The 23,722-nt window shown below is 45.6% G+C and carries 30 protein-coding genes; 18 read left to right on the top strand and 12 right to left on the bottom strand.

The annotated features are described in order from the left end of the window. Positions 1-5: 5 nt before the first annotated feature. Positions 6-596 (bottom strand): endonuclease dU, encoded by a 591-nt coding sequence (locus tag HWN40_RS12180; protein ID WP_176965990.1) that lies wholly within the window; start codon positions 594-596, stop codon positions 6-8. Positions 597-715: 119 nt separating this feature from the next. Further along, entirely contained in the window at positions 716-2,008 is a 1,293-nt protein-coding gene (locus HWN40_RS12175) for a proteasome-activating nucleotidase (RefSeq protein ID WP_176965989.1), read from the bottom strand. A gap of 81 nt (positions 2,009-2,089) precedes the next feature. On the opposite strand from HWN40_RS12175, the gene HWN40_RS12170 reads away from it, so the two are divergent. The 3 genes from HWN40_RS12170 (at position 2,090) to HWN40_RS12160 (ending at position 3,977) form a co-directional block, all read left to right on the top strand. Continuing rightward, positions 2,090-2,572, top strand: coding sequence for a multiprotein bridging factor aMBF1 (locus HWN40_RS12170; protein WP_176965988.1), 483 nt, complete (start codon positions 2,090-2,092; stop codon positions 2,570-2,572). Between the two features lie 41 nt (positions 2,573-2,613). Continuing rightward, positions 2,614-3,429, top strand: a complete 816-nt coding sequence (gene proC / locus HWN40_RS12165) for a pyrroline-5-carboxylate reductase (RefSeq protein WP_176965987.1) — start codon at positions 2,614-2,616, stop codon at positions 3,427-3,429. A gap of 170 nt (positions 3,430-3,599) precedes the next feature. Beyond that, positions 3,600-3,977: a DUF356 domain-containing protein gene (locus tag HWN40_RS12160; RefSeq protein WP_176965986.1), complete on the top strand. Its 378-nt coding sequence runs from the start codon at positions 3,600-3,602 to the stop codon at positions 3,975-3,977. Positions 3,978-3,998: 21 nt separating this feature from the next. Here the strand turns inward: HWN40_RS12160 and HWN40_RS12155 are convergent, their stop codons facing one another. From HWN40_RS12155 to HWN40_RS13675, 3 genes are all read right to left on the bottom strand, one after another. Next, the gene (locus HWN40_RS12155; RefSeq protein ID WP_176965985.1) at positions 3,999-4,448 is read right to left on the bottom strand and encodes a toprim domain-containing protein; all 450 of its coding nucleotides are present in this window, start codon (positions 4,446-4,448) and stop codon (positions 3,999-4,001) included. A gap of 423 nt (positions 4,449-4,871) precedes the next feature. Then, on the bottom strand, positions 4,872-5,195 hold the full coding sequence (locus HWN40_RS12150) for a DUF167 domain-containing protein (RefSeq protein ID WP_176965984.1): 324 nt from the start codon (positions 5,193-5,195) through the stop codon (positions 4,872-4,874). An 85-nt stretch (positions 5,196-5,280) separates the two neighbouring features. After that, on the bottom strand, positions 5,281-5,403 hold the full coding sequence (locus tag HWN40_RS13675) for a hypothetical protein (protein WP_281361344.1): 123 nt from the start codon (positions 5,401-5,403) through the stop codon (positions 5,281-5,283). A gap of 129 nt (positions 5,404-5,532) precedes the next feature. Between HWN40_RS13675 and HWN40_RS12145 the strand changes: the two genes are divergently transcribed. The 6 genes from HWN40_RS12145 to HWN40_RS12120 all read left to right on the top strand — a co-directional run bounded on the left by HWN40_RS12145 (position 5,533) and on the right by HWN40_RS12120 (position 10,439). Next, the gene (locus HWN40_RS12145; protein ID WP_176965983.1) at positions 5,533-6,636 is read left to right on the top strand and encodes an amidohydrolase family protein; all 1,104 of its coding nucleotides are present in this window, start codon (positions 5,533-5,535) and stop codon (positions 6,634-6,636) included. A gap of 38 nt (positions 6,637-6,674) precedes the next feature. After that, complete coding sequence (locus tag HWN40_RS12140; RefSeq protein WP_176965982.1) at positions 6,675-7,130, top strand: universal stress protein; 456 nt, start codon at positions 6,675-6,677, stop codon at positions 7,128-7,130. 13 nt (positions 7,131-7,143) lie between these two features. Beyond that, the gene (locus tag HWN40_RS12135; RefSeq protein WP_176965981.1) at positions 7,144-7,998 is read left to right on the top strand and encodes a CBS domain-containing protein; all 855 of its coding nucleotides are present in this window, start codon (positions 7,144-7,146) and stop codon (positions 7,996-7,998) included. A 54-nt stretch (positions 7,999-8,052) separates the two neighbouring features. After that, the gene (locus HWN40_RS12130) at positions 8,053-8,730 is read left to right on the top strand and encodes a 2,5-diamino-6-(ribosylamino)-4(3H)-pyrimidinone 5'-phosphate reductase (protein ID WP_176965980.1); all 678 of its coding nucleotides are present in this window, start codon (positions 8,053-8,055) and stop codon (positions 8,728-8,730) included. A gap of 110 nt (positions 8,731-8,840) precedes the next feature. Next, positions 8,841-9,761, top strand: a complete 921-nt coding sequence (locus HWN40_RS12125; protein WP_176965979.1) for a thioredoxin family protein — start codon at positions 8,841-8,843, stop codon at positions 9,759-9,761. 24 nt (positions 9,762-9,785) lie between these two features. Then, on the top strand, positions 9,786-10,439 hold the full coding sequence (locus tag HWN40_RS12120) for a cytochrome c biogenesis CcdA family protein (RefSeq protein ID WP_176965978.1): 654 nt from the start codon (positions 9,786-9,788) through the stop codon (positions 10,437-10,439). Positions 10,440-10,493: 54 nt separating this feature from the next. On the opposite strand, the gene HWN40_RS12115 is transcribed toward HWN40_RS12120, so the two are convergent. The 7 genes from HWN40_RS12115 to cbiT all read right to left on the bottom strand — a co-directional run bounded on the left by HWN40_RS12115 (position 10,494) and on the right by cbiT (position 14,770). After that, on the bottom strand, positions 10,494-11,213 hold the full coding sequence (locus tag HWN40_RS12115; RefSeq protein ID WP_176965977.1) for a precorrin-8X methylmutase: 720 nt from the start codon (positions 11,211-11,213) through the stop codon (positions 10,494-10,496). Further along, entirely contained in the window at positions 11,203-11,994 is a 792-nt protein-coding gene (gene cobJ / locus HWN40_RS12110; RefSeq protein ID WP_176965976.1) for a precorrin-3B C(17)-methyltransferase, read from the bottom strand. The genes HWN40_RS12115 and cobJ overlap by 11 nt, the downstream gene beginning before the upstream one ends. Further along, positions 11,963-12,316 (bottom strand): cobalamin biosynthesis protein, encoded by a 354-nt coding sequence (locus HWN40_RS12105; RefSeq protein ID WP_176965975.1) that lies wholly within the window; start codon positions 12,314-12,316, stop codon positions 11,963-11,965. Before HWN40_RS12105 ends, cobJ begins: the two co-directional genes overlap by 32 nt. Next, a complete protein-coding gene (locus tag HWN40_RS12100) occupies positions 12,313-12,765 on the bottom strand; it encodes a cobalamin biosynthesis protein CbiG (RefSeq protein WP_176965974.1) in 453 nt (150 codons plus the stop codon). The genes HWN40_RS12105 and HWN40_RS12100 overlap by 4 nt, the downstream gene beginning before the upstream one ends. A gap of 62 nt (positions 12,766-12,827) precedes the next feature. Continuing rightward, a complete protein-coding gene (cobM, locus tag HWN40_RS12095; RefSeq protein ID WP_176965973.1) occupies positions 12,828-13,571 on the bottom strand; it encodes a precorrin-4 C(11)-methyltransferase in 744 nt (247 codons plus the stop codon). Positions 13,572-13,586: 15 nt separating this feature from the next. Beyond that, positions 13,587-14,198 carry a cobalt-factor II C(20)-methyltransferase gene (locus HWN40_RS12090; protein WP_176965972.1) on the bottom strand — a complete coding sequence of 204 codons (612 nt, stop codon included), beginning with the start codon at positions 14,196-14,198 and terminating at the stop codon, positions 13,587-13,589. 2 nt (positions 14,199-14,200) lie between these two features. Then, complete coding sequence (gene cbiT, locus HWN40_RS12085; RefSeq protein ID WP_176965971.1) at positions 14,201-14,770, bottom strand: precorrin-6Y C5,15-methyltransferase (decarboxylating) subunit CbiT; 570 nt, start codon at positions 14,768-14,770, stop codon at positions 14,201-14,203. A 119-nt stretch (positions 14,771-14,889) separates the two neighbouring features. Between cbiT and HWN40_RS12080 the strand changes: the two genes are divergently transcribed. The 9 genes from HWN40_RS12080 (at position 14,890) to HWN40_RS12040 (ending at position 23,702) form a co-directional block, all read left to right on the top strand. Then, a complete protein-coding gene (locus HWN40_RS12080) occupies positions 14,890-16,374 on the top strand; it encodes a cobyric acid synthase (protein WP_176965970.1) in 1,485 nt (494 codons plus the stop codon). A 229-nt stretch (positions 16,375-16,603) separates the two neighbouring features. Next, positions 16,604-16,840: a FeoA family protein gene (locus HWN40_RS12075; protein ID WP_176965969.1), complete on the top strand. Its 237-nt coding sequence runs from the start codon at positions 16,604-16,606 to the stop codon at positions 16,838-16,840. A 34-nt stretch (positions 16,841-16,874) separates the two neighbouring features. Then, a complete protein-coding gene (gene feoB, locus HWN40_RS12070) occupies positions 16,875-18,896 on the top strand; it encodes a ferrous iron transport protein B (protein WP_176965968.1) in 2,022 nt (673 codons plus the stop codon). A gap of 24 nt (positions 18,897-18,920) precedes the next feature. Next, positions 18,921-19,382, top strand: a complete 462-nt coding sequence (locus HWN40_RS12065) for a hypothetical protein (RefSeq protein ID WP_176965967.1) — start codon at positions 18,921-18,923, stop codon at positions 19,380-19,382. Continuing rightward, positions 19,382-19,678: a FeoC-like transcriptional regulator gene (locus tag HWN40_RS12060; RefSeq protein ID WP_176965966.1), complete on the top strand. Its 297-nt coding sequence runs from the start codon at positions 19,382-19,384 to the stop codon at positions 19,676-19,678. Before HWN40_RS12065 ends, HWN40_RS12060 begins: the two co-directional genes overlap by 1 nt. A gap of 177 nt (positions 19,679-19,855) precedes the next feature. Next, the gene (trpD, locus tag HWN40_RS12055) at positions 19,856-20,878 is read left to right on the top strand and encodes an anthranilate phosphoribosyltransferase (protein WP_176965965.1); all 1,023 of its coding nucleotides are present in this window, start codon (positions 19,856-19,858) and stop codon (positions 20,876-20,878) included. Next, positions 20,871-21,548 (top strand): phosphoribosylanthranilate isomerase, encoded by a 678-nt coding sequence (locus HWN40_RS12050; protein WP_176965964.1) that lies wholly within the window; start codon positions 20,871-20,873, stop codon positions 21,546-21,548. Before trpD ends, HWN40_RS12050 begins: the two co-directional genes overlap by 8 nt. Then, positions 21,541-23,115 carry an anthranilate synthase component I gene (trpE, locus tag HWN40_RS12045; protein ID WP_176965963.1) on the top strand — a complete coding sequence of 525 codons (1,575 nt, stop codon included), beginning with the start codon at positions 21,541-21,543 and terminating at the stop codon, positions 23,113-23,115. Before HWN40_RS12050 ends, trpE begins: the two co-directional genes overlap by 8 nt. Beyond that, positions 23,115-23,702 carry an anthranilate synthase component II gene (locus HWN40_RS12040; RefSeq protein WP_176965962.1) on the top strand — a complete coding sequence of 196 codons (588 nt, stop codon included), beginning with the start codon at positions 23,115-23,117 and terminating at the stop codon, positions 23,700-23,702. The genes trpE and HWN40_RS12040 overlap by 1 nt, the downstream gene beginning before the upstream one ends. The last annotated feature ends 20 nt before the right edge of the window (positions 23,703-23,722 follow it).

The following is a 23,722-nucleotide window of genomic DNA, read 5'->3' as shown; positions in this document are numbered from 1 at the left end:
ATGCTTCAGGCTTTTCCTCTTGATTCACCGAGAATGATCCCTGTGGCAATTAGATGAGCCACACGCAGAGGCTCAGGTATATTACTTCTTGTGGCGCTGATCCGGACTATTGTGGCAGCGTCCTTCATTTCTATCCCGCTGCACTGGATGTAGACCGGGTTGTTGACATCTCCTGTATTCACCTTTACTATTTTTCCTGCCTTTTTGATTATTTCACTGCGCATTTCTTTATGTGGGAGGTATGACAGTGCCCTGTCTATCATCTCAAAATCAGGAAGCTGTCTCATCAGGACTATTACAGGTATATCGGTTTCCTCATATAGTTGAACTATGTCTATGGTATTGAATCCGCCATATGTTATGCCATCCAGCATTATGATGCGGATCTGAGGATAATGTTTACTGCTTTTGACCATTTCCATCAGAGTATCCGTACCATCCAGTCCGTCCTTTGTAAGGTAGGAACTCATTACACCGTCCATCCACAGCCCTCCCCTGAAAAAAGCCCCTACAACAAGTATCTTTTCACTTATCAGGGCAGAGTCATCGATACCCAGTATGCGAATCTCTTCTTTGATATGAAAACGTCTGCTCACAAAAGCAATTATACAGAAGATTGCAGAAGTAATTTACCGATTGGCAGAGATTTCACTCAGATACAGGATAATTACTGGTCTGATCAATCGAAGCCCGTAAAATAAAAAATGAGGCTGAATTAGCCGAACATTCCTGTTGGTAATTCTTCCTGTTTGCTTTCGAGTTTTGACATGACTTTCCTGGTGGATTCAAGGAAATCTTGCATTCCAATGGATTCCTTGTCGAATCTGACGGCAAGCATACCTGCTTCCATTGCAATTGCATTCAGGTCTGCTCCGCTTGCAGTTTCGGTCATACGGGCAAGCTTTTTGAAATCAACATCCTCTCCAAGGTTCATGTAGCGTGAGTGGATCTTCAGGATATTTGCCCTTGCCTCTTCATCAGGCATCGGTACGTAAACTACCCTGTCAAACCTTCCCGGTCTCAGGATTGCAGGATCCAGTACATCCAGCCTGTTTGTGGCTGCAATGATACGTATCTCTCCCCTGCTGTCAAAACCATCCATCTCTGCAAGCAATTGCATCAGAGTTCTCTGTACCTCACGGTCAGCTCCGTTTGTGTCATTCAGACGTCTTGATGCGATGGCATCAAGTTCATCTATGAATAATATGCTCGGGGATTTCTTTCTGGCCATGTCGAACAGATCCCTTACAAGCTTGGCACCGTCTCCGATATATTTCTGTATCAATTCGGAACCCACTACTCTTACAAAGGTAGCCTGTGTCCTGTGGGCAACGGCTTTTGCAAGTAGCGTCTTACCGGTTCCCGGCTCACCGTACAGTAATACTCCTTTTGGCGGGGATATACCTATACGGGCAAATGAATCCGGCTTTAAGAGCGGCAGTTCCACAGATTCTATCAATTCCTGTATCTGCTCGTCAAGACCACCAACATCATTGAAATCGACATCCTGGGCCTCTACAACTTCCATTGCGGAGACTGTCGGATCTTCGGTAGCAGGAATTACATCGACAATTGCCAGGGTCTGCTGGTTCAAAGCTACCTTGGTACCGGGTACAAGGCTGTCGTCGTCTATGTATTGGGATACATTGACCATGAACTGAGGACCTGTAGAGCTTCTCACAAGGATCTTATCATTGCTGATCACATCCATTATAGTGGCAACTACCAATGGAACGGTCTTCAGACGGTCGATCTCAGACTGAAGCCTTCTGACCTCTCTTTCATATTTCAATTTCTGGCTTTCAACAAAGCGCTTCTCAGATTCCATCTGATCGCATTGTTCTTTTAGCATGCTGTTGCGCGATTCGAGTTGCCTCATGCGGTCAAGAAGGTACTTTGAAAAATCCTCTTCGCTTCCTGCACCGGCATAACCGAATTCCGCCTTGTTAACGCCTGTGAAATCGTATCTTTCGTGATTATTTACATCACTGTCAGTGGTTTCGCTCATATGCCTCCGAACATTATTTAAGCCCGAAGGGTATATAGCCCTTTCGTAAAGACGAGATTTGGCTTGTATGAGTTGAGATCTATGCAATGTGAAATATGTGGCACCGATATTAAGGGGCCTTCTTTTAAAGTAAGTATAGACGGTAGTGAACTCACTGTCTGTGGAAGATGTTCACAATATGGTAAAAACGTGGATAAACGCACACCGGTATCCCGAAAAATAGCACCAACAGCACCTGCTGCCCAGCGGAGGAAAAAATCTAAACCAAAAGGTTTTGAGACCTTTACTGATGAACTTGTGCCTGATTACGATTCTATCATCAAGGAAGCAAGGGAGAAAAAGCAGCTTACACACGATGAACTTGCTCACAAGATAAAAGAGAAGTCATCGCTGGTCAAAAAGCTTGAACGGGGAGATATCGTACCGGAAGAGGATGTCCGTAAAAAGCTGGAAAGGGAACTGGACATCAAGCTTACGGAAAGGACCAGCCAGGATGACTGGAGTGGAGAGCGCCTGAACAAAGGTACTACGCTCGGCGATATAGTAACGATCAAAAGGAAATGATTTATTTTTATTTTTATTGACAAGAGGATCTAGTGGTTATAATGGGCTTGGACGGAAAAAAAATTGGTTTTATCGGAACAGGAAAAATGGGAAGTTCTTTAATAAGAGGTATCCATGCTTCAGGGATCATTCCTGCTTCTGACATATATGCAAGTGATGTTTTCGAAGCATCTCTTAAGGAGCTGCACGATGATCTCGGAATCAACGTATCAACGGATAATCTGGATACAATACAAAATTCTGATATTATCATCCTTGCCGTAAAACCACAGATATTGAAATCCATTCTTCATAATATAAGAGCTGAGATCGGCTCTGACAAACTGGTCGTATCTATCGCAGCAGGTGTCAAACTGGAAGCACTTGAGAGAGAGCTCAAGCCGGATACACGTGTTGTACGGGTGATGCCCAATATTGCCGCAACAGTAGCCGAAGCAGCTTCTGCAATATCGCCCGGTAAAAACGCATCCGTAGAAGATGCTGATGATGTACTGGAGATCTTCGAACTGGTGGGTAGCTCTTTGATCGTGCCGGAACACCTTATGGACGCAGTGACCGGACTCTCTGGAAGCGGACCTGCGTTTATTTTTCCTGTTATCGAGGCAATGGCCGATGGGGCTGTATTTGAAGGTCTTGACAGGAACAGTGCACTGGTACTTGCGGCACAGACCGTACTTGGTGCCGCTAAGATTGCACTTGAGACCGGTACGCATCCCGGAGAACTAAAGGATATGGTCACCTCCCCGGGAGGAACGACCATAAGGGGTGTTCATGTGCTCGAAGAAAGCGGTGTGAGGGCTGCTTTTATGAATGCCGTTATAGCATCTTCTAACCGTTCTAAGGAACTTGGGGATTAATTAATATTTACCTTTTATTATTTTTATACGAATCAAAATAGAAAAGCTTATTATATCGCAAAGTTTTAATAAGATTTAAGCTGGTATTTCTATACTGCCGTGGAGAGGGTAGAAAAACAAAAAGGATTGAAATAAACTAGCAAGTAAAAAAACAGGGGGATAAAATTAAAATGGGGATCGAAGTAAAATCTTTTGCCGTAATCCGGGGCGATAATCCGGATAAAGTAAATGTTGCACTACATGACCTTGAACATTATGGACACATGAGGTTCGCCTCCAAACCAAAACGGATCGAACCAAACTTTGCTGACAACCTGCTTGTAAGCGTTGCCGGCGTTCCGCTCAGGGCTAAATGTAGTTCAGCCGCTCTTGTTGAACTTGACAACAATGCAGGTGCGGCAATAAGCAAGCTTAGGAAGATACATCCACCTGCCCATGTGGTTATAGTCAGCCCGAGGCATGATGTATACACCGAACTGATGGATAAGTCCGAACTCTATCCTGAATTTGAAAGGACGTGGGAACCACATCATAACGATACTTTCTGATCGATCTTAACGAATTTAGTCTTAAAGTGTGGAATATCCTGTTATATGTCTTAATTTCAGGACGTAGGTGGGAAGGCCTTCCACATCTTTTATTTCTTTCTGGACAATAGCTATCAGACGTTCACGTATCCTGACATCGGGGTTTACACCAAGGGAATGGAAATGCTTTGTCAGATCGGACATGAGCATGTTCCCCCGACGGTCCCAGTCTGTCAGGATTATCACATTTTTGCCTGTTTTTGCAATATCCTCGCAGAGATTTGAAGTTGAGCCATGGGTTGCCATTTCAAAATGTCCTTTTATACCAAGCCTGTTAAGTGCTCTGACATCTCTTTTACCTTCGACTATGATCACTGTATCCTCTGGCAGGTGCAGAAGCTCATCAATGATCTCTTCGATATTCTCAAGTCTTTTTTCATAGACATGCAATGGTGCTTTTAGAGATCTGCGGTCTTTTTTATATCTGGACATGAATTCCCTGAACTTCTCTGATTTCAGATATACTTTATATCCCTATATTTCTGTCAGGTTAAGAATAAAAAAACAATGGCCTTAAAAGTTGCTACGTATTTTGATTTAATTATATACGGGTAAGAAAGAAATAAACGGAGAACAAGTGAAAGTAGGCTCCCTGCCGCAACGAAAGCAAACCGTTTGGAATCAGGAGGGATTTGCGGCAGAAGCCGGAATACTATCACTTGTAATAACGAACGAATTCTTCGAACTGTTCATAGTAAGTTGCTCTATCTACCAGATTTTCAAAATATTCATCCATCTGTTTCACCTCAGTCTGTAAAATGGCTTCCCGCATATATTAAGGGACTCCGAGCGGGGTGAAAGTATTCTTTAATTAGTATCTTTATAGATCGTATAAAAAAATCGTAGTAAAAACAGTTATTCGGCTCCCTCAAGGCTGGCTTTGAGAACGGAAATGACCCTGGAAATATCAATACCTTTTACAAGAACTGATTTCCTGGTGCTTTTATGTCCACTGCTGATCGCAACGTCTGATGGTTTCAGGTCGAAAAGAGCTGCGATGTTCTCGATCAACTGCTCGTTAGCCTTACCCTTACGGGCATTTTCCGAGAGCCTGACCTCTATTCTCTTTCTCCAGGGATTGTATCCGCTGGGAATGCATATGTTTCTGGATCCCGGTGTTACTTCCACATGGATGATGACACCGTTCTCAGCCTGTTTTAACGCATCCTCAAAAGACATAACAACGCTCGTAACCGTATATGATTACTTAGACATAAAGAATAAGTGAGATAATGCTGTCGCCTGACGCACTAACTCCGGAAGTTCATCCTCTGGGATTCCCGCTGTCCCTTCCGGTTTCCCTCGTGACAGGCTTGTGTCGCACTATCCTGATGTAGCGTATTGAGGTTGTCTGTACAATCACGGATAGGCTCTGCCATTTTCTCATGCAAGGACCTAATAATACGCAATTCCATAAAGAGGAAATTGGTTTATATATCTGTCGATGCTATGAAAAGCATGTATAATAACTAATATTAGTAGTAAGGTAGAATATCTACTGCTAAAAGATGATTCTATGGTTAGCGAGCAGACAGTCCACGGAACAATCCTTTACGGCCCTGAACTGGAACCTATTCAGGGATATATTGCCATAAAAGACGGTATCATTACCGAAGTTGCTGAAGAGAGGACAAGGTCAGAGAATATCATAGCACCATGTTTTGTAAATGCCCATACTCATATCGGTGACTCGGTGGTAAAGGACCCTCCGCTTGGAAAATGTGCGGACTATTATGTGGAGAGGGATTTGAGTTCACTGGTACAGCCTCCTCATGGCCTCAAACACAGGGTACTCGAAAGTACCGGGCACGATGAGCTTGTGGAAGGCATGAGGCGCTCTATTACGGATATGCTCCGGACGGGAACTTGTGCCTTTGCTGACTTCAGAGAAGGTGGTCTTGATGGAGTTCTTGCACTTCAGGAGGCTCTTCAGGACTCAGAGGTGACGAGCAGGATACTTGCAAGACCCAGGGACATTCATACTGAGAATCAGGAACTGCGCCAGGAGGTCGAGCGCATCCTGCTTGACGCAGACGGGCTCGGAATGAGTGGAGCCAGTGACATGGATATGCGAATCCTTAGAACCGTAGAGCAGCTTACAAAAAGCAATCAAAAGACCTTTGCCATCCATGCAGGGGAAAATGGCAGGGATGATATTGACAAAGCACTTTCCCTGGATCCTGATCTTCTTATACATCTTACACAGGCTGACCATACTGACCTGAAAGAAGTGGCTGATATGGATATACCTGTTGTCGTATGTCCGCGGTCCAATTTCATAACCGGGGTCGGAATGGCACCTGTAAGGGAAATGCTAAAGGCCGGGATTGATGTTGCCGTGGGAACTGACAATGTAATGCTCAACTCGGTCAACATGTTCTCTGAAATGGAGTTACTATCTAAAGTTTTTGGTCTCGAGGACAGACAAGTATTTATTATGTGTACACTTATGGGTGCAGCAGTATTAGGACTTGGTAACATAGGTCCTATTATGGAAGGGAACAGAGCTAAAGTGATGATCCTCAATGGAAATTCAAGTAATCTCTCAGGAATAAAAAACCCCGTAAGCAGCATCGTTCGAAGGGGGAGACCTGACGATATACTATCTGTAATCCTTTGATTCCGTATTATCACATATTATCACATAGGAGAGGGATTATGAAAAGCGATCTCTACAAGAAGATTTTTATTGCAACTGACGGATCCGAGCAAAATAAAAATGCAGTCCAGCATGCACTGGAGCTTGCAAAGACATGTGGGGCAAAACTGTATGCAGGATATGTGGTTGACACGGCTGCTTTTGCTTCGATACCAATGGATGCGGGGTGGGAAATGATGTACGAACTCCTGGAACAGGAAGCCAAGGAATCAACCAGTGTAGTTGGAGAAATGGCGGAAAAAGAGTCTGTACCATTTGAATCTGTAGTCCTTGAAGGACACCCTGGTCCTGAGATAGTCCAGTTCGCAGAGGAACAGAACATGGACCTTGTTGTTATGGGAACTCTTGGAAAAAGAGGACTCGATCACTTTTTACTTGGTAGCGTTGCTGAGAACGTCATCAGAAATTCAAAGGTGCCAGTACTTGTAGTACGTGGTAAATCCTCCGAAGAATAATTGGAGGCTTAAGATGCCAAAGAATGTTAAAGTAATGGATATAATGAGAACGGATGTTGCTTTTGCGACATTGCCCGGTTCAAGGGATGAGGTTCACGCATTGCTCAAAGAGAAAAGGGTATCCGGTGTGCCCGTCCTTAAAGACGGAAAAGTTGTAGGGATTGTCAGCAGGGCTAACCTGCTTAAAAATCCCGAAGAGGAACAACTGGCTTTATTGATGACCCGTAATCCACTGACCATCGATCCGAATGTGGATATCACCGTTGCAGCCAAAACACTGCTTGATAATGGTATCAGAAGACTGCCGGTTGTTGAAGACGGTAAACTCAGGGGAATTATTTCCGTGGCGGATATCGTGGCAGTACTTGCTGAAATGGAAATTCCCGATCATGTTGGACAGTACATGAATCCTAATTCAGTACCTGTATGGACAAACACTCCGCTGAATGTTGTGGCAAGGATAATGGAGCTTGCAAAGTCAAAAGCTGTCCCTGTGATCGACAGTGACCTTGAGGTAGTGGGTATGATCACTGACCGTGATGTCATCAGTGCAAGCGTCATTGAGGATTCAGTTGAAATGTCAGATATGTCAAACGGAGCAGATGACGATGAGTGGACATGGGAATCCATGAGAGACACCATGAGCATCTATTACAGTGTTTCAAGGGTCCAGGTGCCTGCAATCCCCGCAAAGGATGTAATGGTCAGCGACCTTGTAAAAGCCGCTTATATATCCGGTGTCAGCGAATGTGCGCTTAAAATGAAGCGCAATCGTATTGACCAGATCCCTATCGTTAATGCAAATCAGCGTTTCCTCGGTCTGTTGAAGGACCGTAATCTGCTGAAAGCAATCGTTAACGGCAACTGATATGGAACCCCCCTTTGGGTTCATATTTTTCTTTTTTGATTTTGAGTGATTACCATGGGAAGACCTTTTGTATTTATCAATTCTGCGATGTCCGCTGACGGAAAGATATCCACAAGGGAAAGAAAACAGGTACGGATATCCGGTGATATTGATTTTGACAGAATGGATGCTCTTCGGGCAGGTTCGGATGCTATTATGGTGGGTATCGGAACTGTACTTGCAGATGACCCCAGCCTGACAGTCAAATCGGAAAAAAGGCGGGCTGAACGTAAACAGGCAGGACTCGAGGAAAACCCCATAAGAATTGTTATTGACAGTAAAGCAAGAATATCTCCGGATGCCGATATTTTTAAGAAAGGTAAGGGAAGAAGGATTGTAATTGTTTCCGAATCAGCACCATCCTCTAAAGTCAGAGAACTTGGGGATATCGCAACCGTGATAGTTGCAGGTAGGGACAAAGTGGACCTTGTCGCCTCCATGAGCAAAATTAGGGACATTGGTGTCCGAAGACTGATGGTCGAGGGAGGAGCCACCCTTAACTGGGGTATGGTCTCGAGTGGCCTTGTTGATGAGATATATACATTTGTGGGCAATCTGTTGATGGGGGGAATCACGTCTCCCACTTTGATCGATGGCGAGGGTTTTACCGAAGAGGAGACAATAAAACTTGATCTCATGGAAGCAGAAAAAATTGAAGAAGGAGTTCTTCTGAAATGGAAATTGCTGCCCTGAATACCTGATCAATATTTTTTTGATAAAAGCTTTTGTAAGGTGTATCCACAACCATGCATAAATACATGTAAAAAGAAGTCTATAATAATTAAGAAAAGCATGGTAATATTATGAACAAAATAATCTTGCGATCAATATTTATTGTAGCCCTGATACTCCTGTTCAGCGGTTGTGTCGACAATAGTGGTTCGGATGCGAACACATCACAGCAAGGCACGGGTATGGTTGCAGTGACTGACATTGAGGATATCGATCGGGCACTCGAGAGTGGCCCGGTACTTGTGGAAGTTGGCTCTGAGACTTGTTCTGCCTGTGCTGCCCAGAAAGGTATAATGGACGAGATTGCAGCCGAATATGAAGGTCAGGCAAGTGTTATGTATGTTGATACCAGGGATGCCACCCCTGTAGCTCTGATCTTTGGTGGTATTGAATATGTACCAGATTCCTTTGTAATTGTGGATAGGGAAGGCGATCAGTATGTCTATATGGGAGCTGACGGCCAGACCACAACAGACAGAAATAATGAAAGATTTGTGGGCCTGACCAACAAAGAAAGTCTTGTGCAGGCTCTTGATCCTGCAGTAGAGATGCGCCAGGGGGAAAACAGCTCGGTTGAGGCCGAAGCAGCTCCTGTTGAAATACAGGAAAGTGTTGAGATGACAGAGGTCACCACTTTTGAAGAGATAAATCAGAGCCTTGCCAGCGGACCTGTGATGGTGGAAGTGGGTTCTGAGAGTTGCTCTGCCTGTGCTGCCCAGAAACCTATAATGAATGAGATAGCAACCGAGTATCAACAGGATGCCAGTGTGCTGTATATTGATAACAGAAGAGGTAATGAGCTTGCTGCATGGTTCGGGGCAGGCTATGTTCCTGACTCTTTTGTCATTGTGGATATAGAGGATGGACAGTACGTTTACATGAAACCTAACGGTCAGACTACCACAGACAGAAGTACTGCCAGATTCCTCGGGCCTGCTGAGAAAGCTTCGCTTGTGCAGACCCTTGAAGAAGCAATAGAAGTCCGGCAGTAAAGCCAAGCCTTATGTTGAACTGATATGTCCGATACACTGATACTGGATCCCATTGCATCTTTTGTTGCAGGTGTGGTAAGCATACTTTCCCCCTGTGTGCTCCCCTTACTGCCGGTAATCCTCGCATATTCCACGGATCAGAGCAGACTTCGACCGTTTGCCGTTGTCGTGGGACTCAGCTTTACCTTCGTAATTATGGGAATAGCTGCATCTGCATTTGGTGCGATTTTTCAGACCTATATACAGTTCTTCAGAATACTGGCCGAAATCCTGATTATCATATTCGGACTGGCAATGCTAGCGGATTATGATCTATTCGGGGTATTCGCACAATATACGGGAAAACTGCATGTGGAAAAAAAAGGAATGTTTGGCGGCCTGCTGGTCGGCGCTTCACTGGGTATAGTATGGATTCCCTGTGTGGGCCCAATTCTTGGTGCGATACTTATGGGAGTGGCAATTGAAGGAAATATTGTTTACGGGGCAACACATCTTCTAATTTACTCCATAGGTTTTGCCATACCAATGCTTTTGATCGCATATTTTGCCAACCTTTCATCTGCAAGGCTGAATGATATATCAAGGTTTGATGTCAAACTGAAAAAACTGGCAGGTCTTGTGCTTGTGCTGGCAGGTCTGTGGATGATCTATAGCAATCATCTTGTTTTCTACCTGTGAGGATGGATCAATAATAGAATGAATCAAAAATAGTTAGAAATAGGGTGAATGTGCTCAGTCAATCACACATTCATCGTCGTTTGCTATTGCAACAAGCTCATTGACACAGGCTACTGCCATTGGTGTTCCGCCACGTGTTCCCTCACAGGTGATGGAAGGTACCGGTTCTTTCCTGACAGCTTCCTTTGATTCCGCGGCATTGACAAATCCCACGGGAGTTCCTACAACAATTGCCGGCTTGATGCCATGTTCGATCATCCTGCATACTGCGAATGCGGCAGAGGGTGCATTGCCGATGGCAACGATCGAACCCTCAAGGATGTCCTTGCATTTCAAAAAACCTGCTGCTGTCCTGGTGATGCCGTGTTTTCTGGCAAGTTCCGCATCTTCATCTTTATCCAGGACACAGATTACCTCGCAGTTGTGTCCTCTTTTGGTAACTCCTGATTTGACCATGTTTATATCGACAAGAATAGGAGCACCTTTTTTGATGGCTTCAACACCTGCTTTGATAGGATTGTTGACAAAACGCATGAGGTCTGCGACCGCAGGGTCACCTGTTGAGGTTACACAGCGCTGTTTAACTTTATCCTCTAATGTCTCATCACCTACAAGCTTGCGGGCGATATTGCGGCTGGACATGTAGATGGCCTTCGCCTCGTCGGTCTGTGATCCAAGGTCATTACATATGGCAACAAGATCCGGATCGATCTCGGTTGTCATTTCCACAAGTTCTTCGATACCTGTGTTCTTCTTTTCGGATTCAGTAGTCATATTTGCGGTGATACCCCCTGGGAGTGATTATCCTCTTGCCGTAAGGTGAATCCCATATGCGGGAGTCATTGCTTGTGATAAGGATCGTTGTGCTCATGTCCACCCAGTCATTATATTCCATAACTTCACCAAGGGTGGTAACAATATAGTCCTGGTTCTCGTCCCTCAGAGCGTTCTTTACCAGACCAACAGGGACGGAATCATCCTTGTGCTTTCTGATAATCTCGATTGCCCTTGCGAAATTGGACTTGCGCTGGCGACTCTTGGGATTATAGAGTGACATGATAAAATCTGCTGATGCTGCGGCGTCCAGCCTTTTCTCGATGACTTCCCATGGTGTCAGAAGGTCACTGAGACTTACGGTGCACATGTCATTGACGATCGGTGCACCAAGTACACTGGCGGCTGCCGTAATGGCCGTTACACCGGGAAGTACTTCTATCTCGACATCCAGGCCTTCATGTTCTGCAACTTCAAGAACAAGACCTGCCATGCCGTAAACGTTTGCATCCCCTCCGCTAATCATGGATACAACGTGTTCCTGTGCGAGTTCCACTGCCTTGCGTGAGCGGTCAACTTCCTTGCCCATGGCGCTGCGAACGATCTCCTGTTCATTCAGGAGTGATGCCATCTGGTCCAGATAGGTACCGTTTCCTACAATGTAGTCCGAGTTCAGGATTACATCCCTTGACTTAACTGTTAGCTGTTCCACGGAACCCGGGCCTATGCCGATAATGTAAAGTTTTCCTTTACTCTGCGATTGCGATTGTGATCCTTCCATATACTTTCTTCCTTAGTATCAATTCCTTTTTTTCCGACAACGCCAGCGCAGCAGGTTCTGCCACACCTGTAAGCCCGAAGCGTTTTGCCTGCGAAGCCGACGGCGTATCATAGTTATTCAATTCTTCGTGATCTATGAATGTGATTGTGAGCCCGAGTGACTTTGCTGCTTCATGCAGACCTGTTTCGTTCTCTTTTAATTTTGCAGATGCCAGCCCTTCCACTTCATCAATACTTCTGCTTGCCTCCGCAAGTGCATTGTTTATGGCATCGATGGCTTCCTGACTGTCGATACCCCGGCGGGCTCCGATACCTATGATCATGATTTTTTGGCCTTTTCCTTATCTCTTTTCAGGACCGATACATCATCCCCGACAATGACTATTTTAGGACCTTTTATTTCAAGAACCTCAACGTCCTCATCGAGCAGAGCACAGTTCACCTGCACGGTAGATGGCTTGTTGACAATGTCACATCCGAGTGCCTTGGCTATACCTTCCACGGAATTCCTGTTATGGACTTCGGTGGCAGTCGTGACAACGGGAATCGGACCTATCTCCGCGATCTTCCTGACGACCTCATTGCCTCCGTGGTGTCCTCCCAGCAGTGGAATTGCGAAGTTCATATTCGAATCCACCACTATGACAGCAGGGTCCTCCCACTTGTCCTCTATGAGCGGTGCTATCTCACGCACTACAATGCCTGTAGCAAATACAGCTACAATGGCATCATAATCATCAAAGGCCTTTTTGAAGGCACTTTTGTCATACATCAGGACATCGGCATTGAGATGTCCTGCCAGGCGCTCAGCAACCCCAAGATTTCTTTCAAAGGTTATGACAGCGGTTCTTGTGCTACTCCGTATAGGTAAGACCTCCCGAAATTGCCGTATTCCACAGGCTCGACGACTCCGCCTATCAGGATCATTGCAGAGCGCTTGATTCCTGCTTCCTTGACCTTGCCGGCAATATCGGAAACCGTTCCCTTTATGATCTTCTGGTCAGGCCATGATGCATGGAAGACCACCGCAACAGGGGTGTCAGGTGCGTATTCCACCTTCTCCATTATCTGTTCTATCTTCTGGGTTCCCAGGAAGACTGCCATTGTTGCGTTGTGTCTTGAAAGTTCCTTTATCTGGTCCTTCTCTAGTGTCTTGCCTGCAGGGCGTGTGATGATGAGTGTTTCTGAAACATCATTTAAGGTAAGCTGTGTCTGAAGTGCTGCTGCGGTTGCGAAAACTGATGATACTCCAGGTACGATCTCAACCACCACGTCGAACTTCTTGAGCTCCTCGATCTGCTCAACAATCGAACCATAGAGTGAAGGGTCACCGCTATGCAGTCTGACGACCTTTTTGCCTTCTTCGAGATTGTCAACTATGAGCTTGTTGGTCTCGTCAAGGGTAAGCCCGTAACTGTCGATCTTTTCACCCTTGCAGTAATCGAGTACTTCGGGATTCACAAGGGAACCTGCATATATCACGAGGTCAGCTCCTTCGAGAAGCTCTTTGCCCATTACTGTTATGAATTTAGCATTTCCGGGGCCAGCCCCCACAAAGTAGACTTTTCTTTCTGTCATTGGATTCACCTTGGATTATTCCTTTTCCGCAAACACTATACTGAAATAGTTCCCTTTCTCAGGGATCTTCTCTCTTTCTGTGATTATAACTTCCTTGTCGCTGAAAAGACGTTCACAGAAAGTAAACTTGTTAAAACCTTCCTTCTCAAAGGAATCTATGATCTCCACAGGCCTGCTTGCCTTAAGCCTGATCTTATACTTGCTGTCGGAACCATCACTGACCTCAAAAGAAGAATCAACTTCCGATCCGGTCTGTGCTGCAAAAGATGTTATGGAACTGATTCCCGGGATCGTTGTTGTCTCTACATCCGGGTAGAATTTTTTCATAACACGCTTTAAGTGAGTGAATGTTGAGAAAAAGTTGGGATCGCCGATCAGGCCGAAAGCAATAAGCTCTTTCCTTGATTCGTCCGCAAGCATGTCAGCGTTCTTCTTCCAGACCTCATTGAGCACCTCATAATCTGTCAGCATGGGAAACTCGAGGATCTCCGCATCTGCATAGGGTTTTACAAGATCGGCCGCAAGTCTGCCGGGTACGTATACCTTGTCTGCTTTTTTCAGGGTCTCAACGGCCTTAAGTGTCAAAAGTTCCGGGTCTCCGGGTCCAAGTCCTACTCCAACAAGCATTTTCAATCACCATTATTTTTTTTAGCACCTGATCTGCCGACAACCATGTATACCGGATTCTCAGGCTTGAACATGGTCTCACCTGTAAGTGGTGCACCACGTGAAACAATTAAATGCAGTACCTCATCGAATAAGCCAAGTTCTTTCATCTTGTTTATTACATTTACGACTGTCTCGATCCTGACCGCGTTGACCACCACGCTGCCTGCCTTTTTCTCAGCAAGGACCTCAAGTACCCGGGAAATGTTCTTGGTACCGCCGATAAAGGCACAGTCAATACTGCCCACCGGCTGCTTCTCAAGTATCTCAGAGGATTCTCCCGAATAGATGCTTACGTTTTCAACATTGAAAGATTCGAAGTTCTTCCTTGCAACCTCTATGGCCTCTTCCCTGGCATCAATGGCATGTATCTTCAGGTCACGCACCATTTTGTTGGCTTCGATCGACACCGCTCCTGTGCCACAACCTATGTCAAAGAAATTGCTGCCATCCTTCAAATCAAGTTTAGATAGGGAAACTGCAATTATCTCTGGTTTTGTAGGTCCGCCACTTACTCGCAAAAGTTCTGTCATGTTCCACCTTAACTAAGATAAATTTGATTTACTGGAGTTAAGTAGATATAACTTGTCCCTCATAAAACTGTTGCATTATTGTATGATTTATACAGTTCAGACTTAAGGGTTGTTTCAAAATGGCAGATAATAAAAAAGCAAAGAAATTATTGGTCCTTGGTACCGCCTCGGACGTCGGGAAAAGTATAATGGTTACCGGACTTTGCAGGATTCTCTCCAGGAAGTACAAGGTTGCACCATTTAAAGCCCAGAACATGAGCCTGAACTCATGGATCACAAAGGATGGCAAGGAGATCGGAATAGCCCAGGCCATACAGGCAAAGGCGGCTGGTGTGGAGCCGACAGCCGAGATGAATCCCGTCCTGCTTAAACCCAAGGGTGACAGGACCTCCCAGGTGATCGTTATGGGGGAGCCGTATGCCGATAAGTCTGCAGGCAATTACTATGATTCTATCGAGGAAATGCATGAGGTACTCCGTGGAGCCCTGGAAAGGCTGGAATCCGAGTATGATCTTATAGTCATGGAAGGTGCAGGTGGCGCTGCGGAGATCAATCTCTATGATCGTGACATTGTGAATGTGGGAACCGCGCGTATCACGGAAGCGCCCATAATCCTTGTAGGCGATATTGAGTCCGGTGGTGTCTTTGCAAGCCTATATGGTACAAAGGCCCTGTTGCCCGAGGATATCAGCAGGAACCTGAAGGGATTTGTGATAAATAAATTCAGGGGTGATCCCGCAATACTCGAGCCGGGACTCAAACAACTGGAAGATCTGACAGGTGTGCCTGTACTTGGAGTGCTGCCCTATTATAATCTTAAGATCCCTTCCGAGGACTCCATGGCAATCAGGAAAAAGAAGAAGATCGGTGCCGGGGACGAGCAGCTCAATGACGTTGATATTGCAGTCATCAGGCTGCCAAGGATTTCCAATTTCACAGATTTCGAGCCACTTGAGAGGATAGCACATGTCAGGTATGTGGACCTTGATGATCATCTCGGAAATCCCGACTGTGTAATAATACCGGGTACCAAGAACACTGTAAGTGACCTGCTTGACCTGAAAGAGAGTGGCATGGATGCTCAGATCCGGAAGCTTAAAGGCAGGGCAGCAATTTTCGGAATCTGTGGAGGCTACCAGATGCTTGGTAAGGTTATCCATGACTCCGGAATCGAGAACGGGGAAGAGGCTGATTATGAAGGTCTCGGATTGCTGGATATTGAAACAACCTTCGGTGAATATAAGAAAAGGACTATCCAGGTCCAGAAGGAGATCATCGCCGACGGCCCTATATTCAAGAATATCAAAGGTGATGAGATCTGGGGTTACGAGATCCATATGGGAGATACAAAAACCCCGAGGACTGTTTTCGGAGATGACGGCAGCATCGATGAGAGTGGTACCGTGGTAGGTACGTACCTGCACGGCCTCTTCGAGAACGAGAATATAAGGCATGCACTCATGATCTACCTGGCCGAGAAAAAGGGTGTGGAGTATCATCCAGAAGCGGTTACAACCGAGGAAGAAGCCTATGATGAGCTTGCAGAGGTTGTTGAAAGCTGCCTTGATATGAATAAGATATACGAAATAATAGAAGCGCAGTAATCATCTTTTTTGGTCTGCAATAAAATTGCAGATTATGTTTTTCTTTCATTTTTTGGTTTTGATTCTGGTCTTTTAGTGGATCCTTTTCACTAAAAAGCCAATAAACAGCATTTTCTGCACGCTTACTCTTTGTAAACTATACTATCATAGTGTGTAAATCAAAAATAATATATACTTAATTACACATTTTAGGAGTACCTACAAACATTAAACAAACAAAGGTTTTGAAATGAACGAAAAAACACTGGATTTTATTGAACCTGATACGTCAGTAAAGGTTCTGAAAGTAGCAGGCCAGAAATCCTCAAGGAAGCGGATTCTGGATATGGGCTTAACTCCCGGAACAAGAGTGGATGTGGTCCGCAGGGCACCACTTGGTGATCCTGTGGAATTCAAATTGAAAGGGTATAACCTTTCTTTGAGAAAAAGGGAGGCTGAAACGGTCCTTGTTGAGATTGTAGAGTGATTGCAAAAAGGAGTATTATAGGAATGGTGACGCAATGACTGAAAAAATTACTGTGGCACTGGCAGGCAACCCCAATGTCGGAAAGACCTCGATATTCAATGCAATAACAGGTTCCAAGCAGCATGTGGGTAACTGGCCGGGTGTCACAGTGGAGAGAAAGATGGGTAAGAGGGTTCACAATGACCTGGAGATGGAAATTGTGGATCTGCCCGGTACCTATAGTCTGACGGCCTATTCTCTTGACGAGATAATTGCACGTGACTTCATAATAGAGGAAAAGCCGGACATTGTGGTTCAGGTGGTGGATGCAACAAACCTTGAAAGGAACCTCTATCTGACAACCCAGTTGATGGAACTTGGTGTAAACCTTATAATCGCACTCAATATGACTGATCTCTCACTTGCAAAGGGTGACAGGATTGACGCAGATAAAATGCAGGAATTCCTTGAAGTTCCGGTTGTATCGACTATCGGAAGTAAGGGTAATGGTATCGAAGGGCTTCTTGACGAGATCACGAAAGAGTTTCACAGGCCTCAAGAAACCGATAATGTATTTACCTATGATGATGCCATCGAGAAAATATCGCAAGATCTTGAATCCGTTCTCGAATCCGATCCGTTTTTCATTCACTATCCTTCACGCTGGTTCAGTTTGAAATTACTTGAGGGTGACGAGAATATAATCAGAAAAGCAAAGGAGAGTGACAGCTATCATGGCATTGAAAAGATATTGAACAAAGTTGATGCTGAGTTGCTGGAAGCGAAGATCGCTGATCAGCGCTATAAAACAATACAGACCATGCTGCGTCAGGTTTGTAATATCAACACCTGTAGTCTTAGTGGTTCGGACATGGTTGACCGTGTGGTTACCAACAAATATCTCGGAATACCCGTATTCCTGTCTCTGATGTGGGCAGCGTTTGAGGTCACGTTCACCTTTGCCACACCTTTCATGAATATGATCGACATATTCTTTGGGCGGCTTGCAGAAGCTGTTACAAACGTCATATCCGTACCCTGGCTTGCTTCTCTTGTAGGAGAAGGAATGATAGCAGGTGTAGGATCTGTGCTTATATTCCTTCCCAATATACTGCTGCTTTTCTTCATGATATCCCTCATGGAAGACAGCGGATACATGGCAAGAGCAGCTTTCATCATGGATAAACTGATGAGCAGGATAGGGCTTCACGGCAAATCATTCATCCCTCTGGTTATGGGTTTTGGATGCAATGTGCCGGCGATCATGGCAACCCGTACAATTGAAGATACACGTGACAGGCTCATCACCATACTGATCACACCGTTCATGTCTTGCGGAGCCAGGCTTCCGGTTTATGTCCTTCTGGCAGGGGCGTTTTTCGGAAGGGATGCAGGAGTGGTGATTTTCAGTCTGTATGCTCTTGGTATCCTGATCGCGGTCGTAAGTGCAAAGCTCATGCGGGGCACAGTCCTCAGAGGTGAGGATACACCTTTTATCATGGAACTTCCTTCCTACAGGGTTCCCACACTCAAAGGCAGTGCTATACACATGTGGGAGAGGGGTAGGATATATCTCAAAAAAGCAGGGACGATCATCCTCATAGGTGTCGTAGGTGTATGGCTGCTTGCATCAATGCCGGCCCCCGGAAGTAATGCGGTGTTTGCTTCGGATGCGGTATATGGTACCACGCAGTCTGTTATCGGTGTTATCGGACAGTTCATGGAACCTCTGGTCGCCCCACTTGGTTTTGACTGGAAGATAGCGGTGGCACTGCTATTTGGTGTGGTTGCAAAAGAAATAGTAGTTGGCTCCATGGGTGTACTCTATGGGGCAGGTGAGAACGAGGACAATCTATCACAGATTCTTGCAGCCGGAGCAATGACTCCCCTTGCAGGTCTGGGTTTAATGGTGTTCACTCTTCTGTATGCTCCCTGCTTTGCATGTATCGGAGTTATCAAAAGAGAGACAGGGTCCTGGAAATGGACAATGTTCCAGTTATTGTACGGAACATCGCTGGCATGGATATTTGCATTCATTGTATACCAGGCTGGCAGCCGTATGGGATTGCTTGTATGATCAAAGAATTGGAGTGTGATAAAGATGGAATGCAACTATAGTAATAAAGAGGTATTATTTGCAGCACTTGCGGGAGTGCTGTATTCTCTGTTCGGAATATTCAACATTGCAGAAGGTATCGGAGTAAATACGGGATTGGCAGGAATATTATTTGTTCCGGGAGATATCCTTGGAGGAATTTGCCTTGTGGTAATAGGTACTGTATTCCTTTATGGATTAAAGGAGATGCGTCAGGGTATAAATGCCGGTGTATCTTTTGTCTATGTGGGTATACTGTTGTCTCTTGTGTTTATGGCAGTATACCTTCTGATAATGGCCGGAAGCCTGCTGGATTCCTTTATAGTTCCCGATGACTATGAAGGATGGAGCATTATGGAAACATTCAGGCCGGGAATTTACCTGGGACTGCTTTCAATTGCAGGAATGCTCTACTGGAAGGATAGTTTCTCACTACATGAGGTACTTGTTTTCAGGGAGGGGTACTGATGGTGGTAGGTTACAGGTTCTTTCTGAAAAGACTGGCAACGATGATGGATTCAAAGGAGACTCTGTCTGTCACGACGATTGCAGACAGGCTAAATCTGAGGCAGGATGAGTTCAGGGATCTCCTGAACATCATGGAAAGAAAAGGAGATATCGAATGTACTGTTGAGGATGCGAACGGATGCGGAGGGGGGTGTAAAAGCTGCCCGAAGGCCTGCAGGACTCCAGCTCAGTTTACCCGTGGCAGAAACATGAAATCCTACAGGCTGACTGAGAAAGGGAGGTCGTTATGTAAATAGTCTGATTTTTCCTGTAAACACTGCTTTTCTCCGTTAAGTTCTCTGTTTGTTATTTTTCACTTTTTGTTTTTTGCCATTTTGATGGATCGTTTGAAATCCATAAAGCATATATAAAATAAGCACAATTTGAATCAATATTGTACATAATTATACATTGATGCAGTCAAAGGTGCTAAAATGAAAGATTATATTAAAAAAGTAAGTGAAGGGCAGAACCTCAGCCTGGAAGAATCTGAGGATGCCATCACAAAGATATTCACAGAGGCCACCGATGCGCAGATCGCAGGCCTTCTTATTGCCTTGAAAATGAAGGGAGAGACTCCCGAGGAGATAGCGGGTTTTGCAATAGGGATGAAAAAGGCTGCCAATACCATATCGCCTGTTGTGGATGGTGCACTTGTTGATGTGGTCGGCACAGGCGGAGACCTGCATAACACAATTAACGTCTCAACGGCATCTGCCATTGTAACCGCAGCAGCCGGTGTGGCCGTTGCAAAACATGGCAACCGCTCAATTACCTCTCTTTCGGGAAGTGCGGACGTACTGAAAGAGCTGGGCATAAAAGTGGACAAGCAGCCTGATCAAGTAAAGGAATCCATTGAAAAGGCAGGAATTGGCTTCATGTTCGCTCCGATCTTCCACCCGGCCATGAAAAGGGTGGGACCCATAAGACAGGAAATGGGGATAAGAACTATTTTCAATATACTCGGGCCATTGACAAATCCTGCAAACTCAAAGATACAGCTTGTTGGTGTCTTTGACAGAAAACTCTGCGAACCTTTTGCCCGTGTAATGCAGAAGCTCGGAGTTGAAAGGGCAATGGCCGTACATGGTGATGGCATGGATGAGATATCAAACGTCTCTGAAACATACGTATCTGAACTCAAGGACGGTAAGGTTTCCTCCTACACGATCACTCCTGAAGAGCTTGGAATTGAAAGGGCAACAGTAGCTGATATCACAGGCGGCACGCCTCTGGAGAATGCCCGGGACATCGTATCCATATTAAAAGGCGTGAAAGGCCCAAAGAGGGATCTGATCGTAATAAATTCTGCCGCAGCCCTCTATGTTGCAGGCAAGGCGGGGTCCATAAAAGAAGCCATCCCGCTGGTTGAGGAAATAATAGACAGTGGCAAGGCAATGGAAAAGCTGCTTGAGTTCAGTGATGACCCGAAAGTCTGCGAGGCCTTGAATGAGTAAAATTCCCCGGGTGAAGATCTGCGGTATGCGAACTGCCAGTGACGTCGAGATCGCTGTTAACTGTGGTGCCGATGCAGTTGGCTTTATAACAGACGTGCCGGTGAACACTCCGAGGAAGATAGATGCGCAGACAGCATCCGAACTTGTGAAGAAGGTACCTGCCTTTGTAAGCTCGGTACTTGTAATAATGCCGAAAGACGGAGATGAAGCCCTCGGACTGATAGATGCTGTAGGGCCGGATATTGTGCAGCTTCACAATGACATAGGAACGGATGATATCGAGCTTATCAGGAACGAGACCAACCGAAAGCTCGTAAAGGTAATGACAATACCTGTGGGGGAAGAATTTGTTGTTGATAATCTTCTCTCTAAGATTGATTCACTGGCAGGAAATGATCTGGTGGATGCAATACTGCTTGATTCAGGTAAAGCCGGCAGGGCTGGCGGAACAGGAACAGTACACGACTGGTCCGTAAGCAAAGAGATCGTTGATGCGGTGGATGTGCCTGTGATACTTGCCGGTGGACTGAAGCCGGAGAATGTCCGTGATGCGGTGGAACAGGTAAGGCCGTTTGCAGTCGATACGGCATCAGGTGTGGAAACAGAAGGAAAGAAAGATCCTGCTAAAGTGTGCAGGTTTGTAAGAGAGGCGAGGTGTATTAATGGTTGATTTTGATCTTAGTAAAGAAGAATTCATAAAACTGGTCGAGGGCTCGCAGAAACCTGCCATCGTGCAGCTCATGGCAAAGGTTGATAGCATATGCAGTCCCCTCCAGTTATACGCGACCCTGCAGAATGCGGGTCATTCGTACCTGCTTGAATCAGTGGAGAAGGAAAAGAAGCATGCAAGGTATTCTTTTGTGGGCTCCGATCCGGAAATTGTGGTGTCCATCAAGGACAGGTTCCTGACAATAGAGTGCCAGCAGAACTCAGAGCTCACGAAATATATCTATGGCAAGGTCAAAGCTATGGGTGAGACCGAATCACTGATCGGCGGAAAGATCAGGGTGAAAGTTGAAGAGGGAAAAGATGCCCTTGATGCTTTCCGTGATATTTTTCCCACAAGCAACGAAACCGTCCTGCTGAACCAGAAACGTTTTGACAGGCAGACTTTCCTTGGAGGGGCTATTGGATACAACAGCTATGACTTCGTATATGATTCCTGGTTAGGTATAGAGAAAAAGGAAGATGCAGACACCCCTGACATGCATTTTGCAATCATGACAAGGACTTTTGTCTTCGATCATATCACCAATGAGACATATATGGTCGTCACACCATTCATAAGTGATGAGAGTGACCTTGAAGCCGTTTATGAACATGCTCATGCCGATGCCCAGTTGATGGAGCGCTCACTGCACATGTCATCTGTTATCGGGATCAGTGAGGACATACTTGGGAACGTCAAATCTGAGGAGCCTGTTCCAAACACTGATCAGGAGACCTATGAAAAGGCTGTCCTGGCTGCAAAGCAGCATATCATTGACGGGGACATCTTCCAGGTCGTCATATCCAGGAGATATACTGTGAATATGAGCCAGACTCCCCTGCAGCTCTATATCAGGCTCAGGAATATCAATCCGAGTCCTTATATGTATATTTTCAATTTCAAGGATGTGGGTATCGTCGGAGCAAGTCCTGAAACACTGATGACCATGTACAACGACAGGGTCATAACAAACCCCATTGCTGGCACCTGTCCCCGTGGAAAGGATGATGAAGAGGACAAAGAACTTGCGGCAAAGATGCTCAGCGATGAGAAAGAGCGAGCTGAGCATGTGATGCTTGTGGATCTCGGGCGCAATGACGTGAGGATGGTTGCAGAAGGAGGAACTGTCAAGGTCGATGACCTGATGAGCGTGATCAAATATTCCCACGTCCAGCATATCGAAAGTACAGTAAGCGGGGACATGCGGGAGGAGTGCGACCAGTTCGATGCCACAAGGGCGATCTTCCCTGCAGGTACGCTTTCAGGTGCTCCCAAGATACGCGCAATGGAGATCATAGATGACCTTGAAACGGAGTCCAGGGGAATATATGGTGGAGGTGTAGGCTACTATTCCTGGAACGGAGATGCCGACTTTGCCATAGTTATCAGGACCGTGCTGATCAAACAGAACACTGCATACGTGCAGGCAGGTGCCGGGATCGTTGCTGATTCCGACCCCACATATGAATTCGAGGAGACCGAGAGGAAAATGGCTGCAATGATCAAGGCTATAGGAGGGGGCAAATAATGAAAGTATTGTTCATCAATAATAAGGACTCCTTCGTATGGAATCTTGTGGACTATGTCTCCATATTCGAACCTGACACAGTGGTGGTTCCGAATACTATCTCCCTTGAAGAGGTAAGAGAACTCGATCCTGATGCGATAATAGTATCTCCGGGACCCGGTACCCCTCACAAGACCGAGGATATCGGTACATGTCTTGACATTATCAGGGAATTCGGACCGAAAGTGCCGGTGCTTGGTGTATGCCTCGGGCATCAGGCAATAAACACGGCTTTTGGCGGCAGTATAGGACATGCAAAGGGCGGACCTGTTCACGGGAAGACATCTGACATAAGTCATGAGAAGTCGCCTATTTTCCTGGAGGTGCCGGATAATTTCAAGGGAGGACGGTATCATTCTCTTGCCATAGAAGATCTCGCAGACTGTCTCAGGGTAACCGCGAAAACAGAAGATGATATTATCATGGCGATTGAACACAGTGAATACCCTGTATACGGGGTCCAGTTCCATCCCGAATCAATACTTACCAAAGAGGGCATGTATATCATAGAGAACTTCCTGAAGATCGCAATGATGCACAAGGATTAAGTCTTTTCACACATTCTAAA

The sequence above is a fragment of the Methanolobus zinderi genome, assembly GCF_013388255.1.
GTDB classification, from domain to species: Archaea; Halobacteriota; Methanosarcinia; order Methanosarcinales; family Methanosarcinaceae; genus Methanolobus; species Methanolobus zinderi.
The sequence above is the reverse complement of the archived record's forward strand: the minus strand, read 5'-3'. Positions and strand labels throughout refer to the sequence as shown.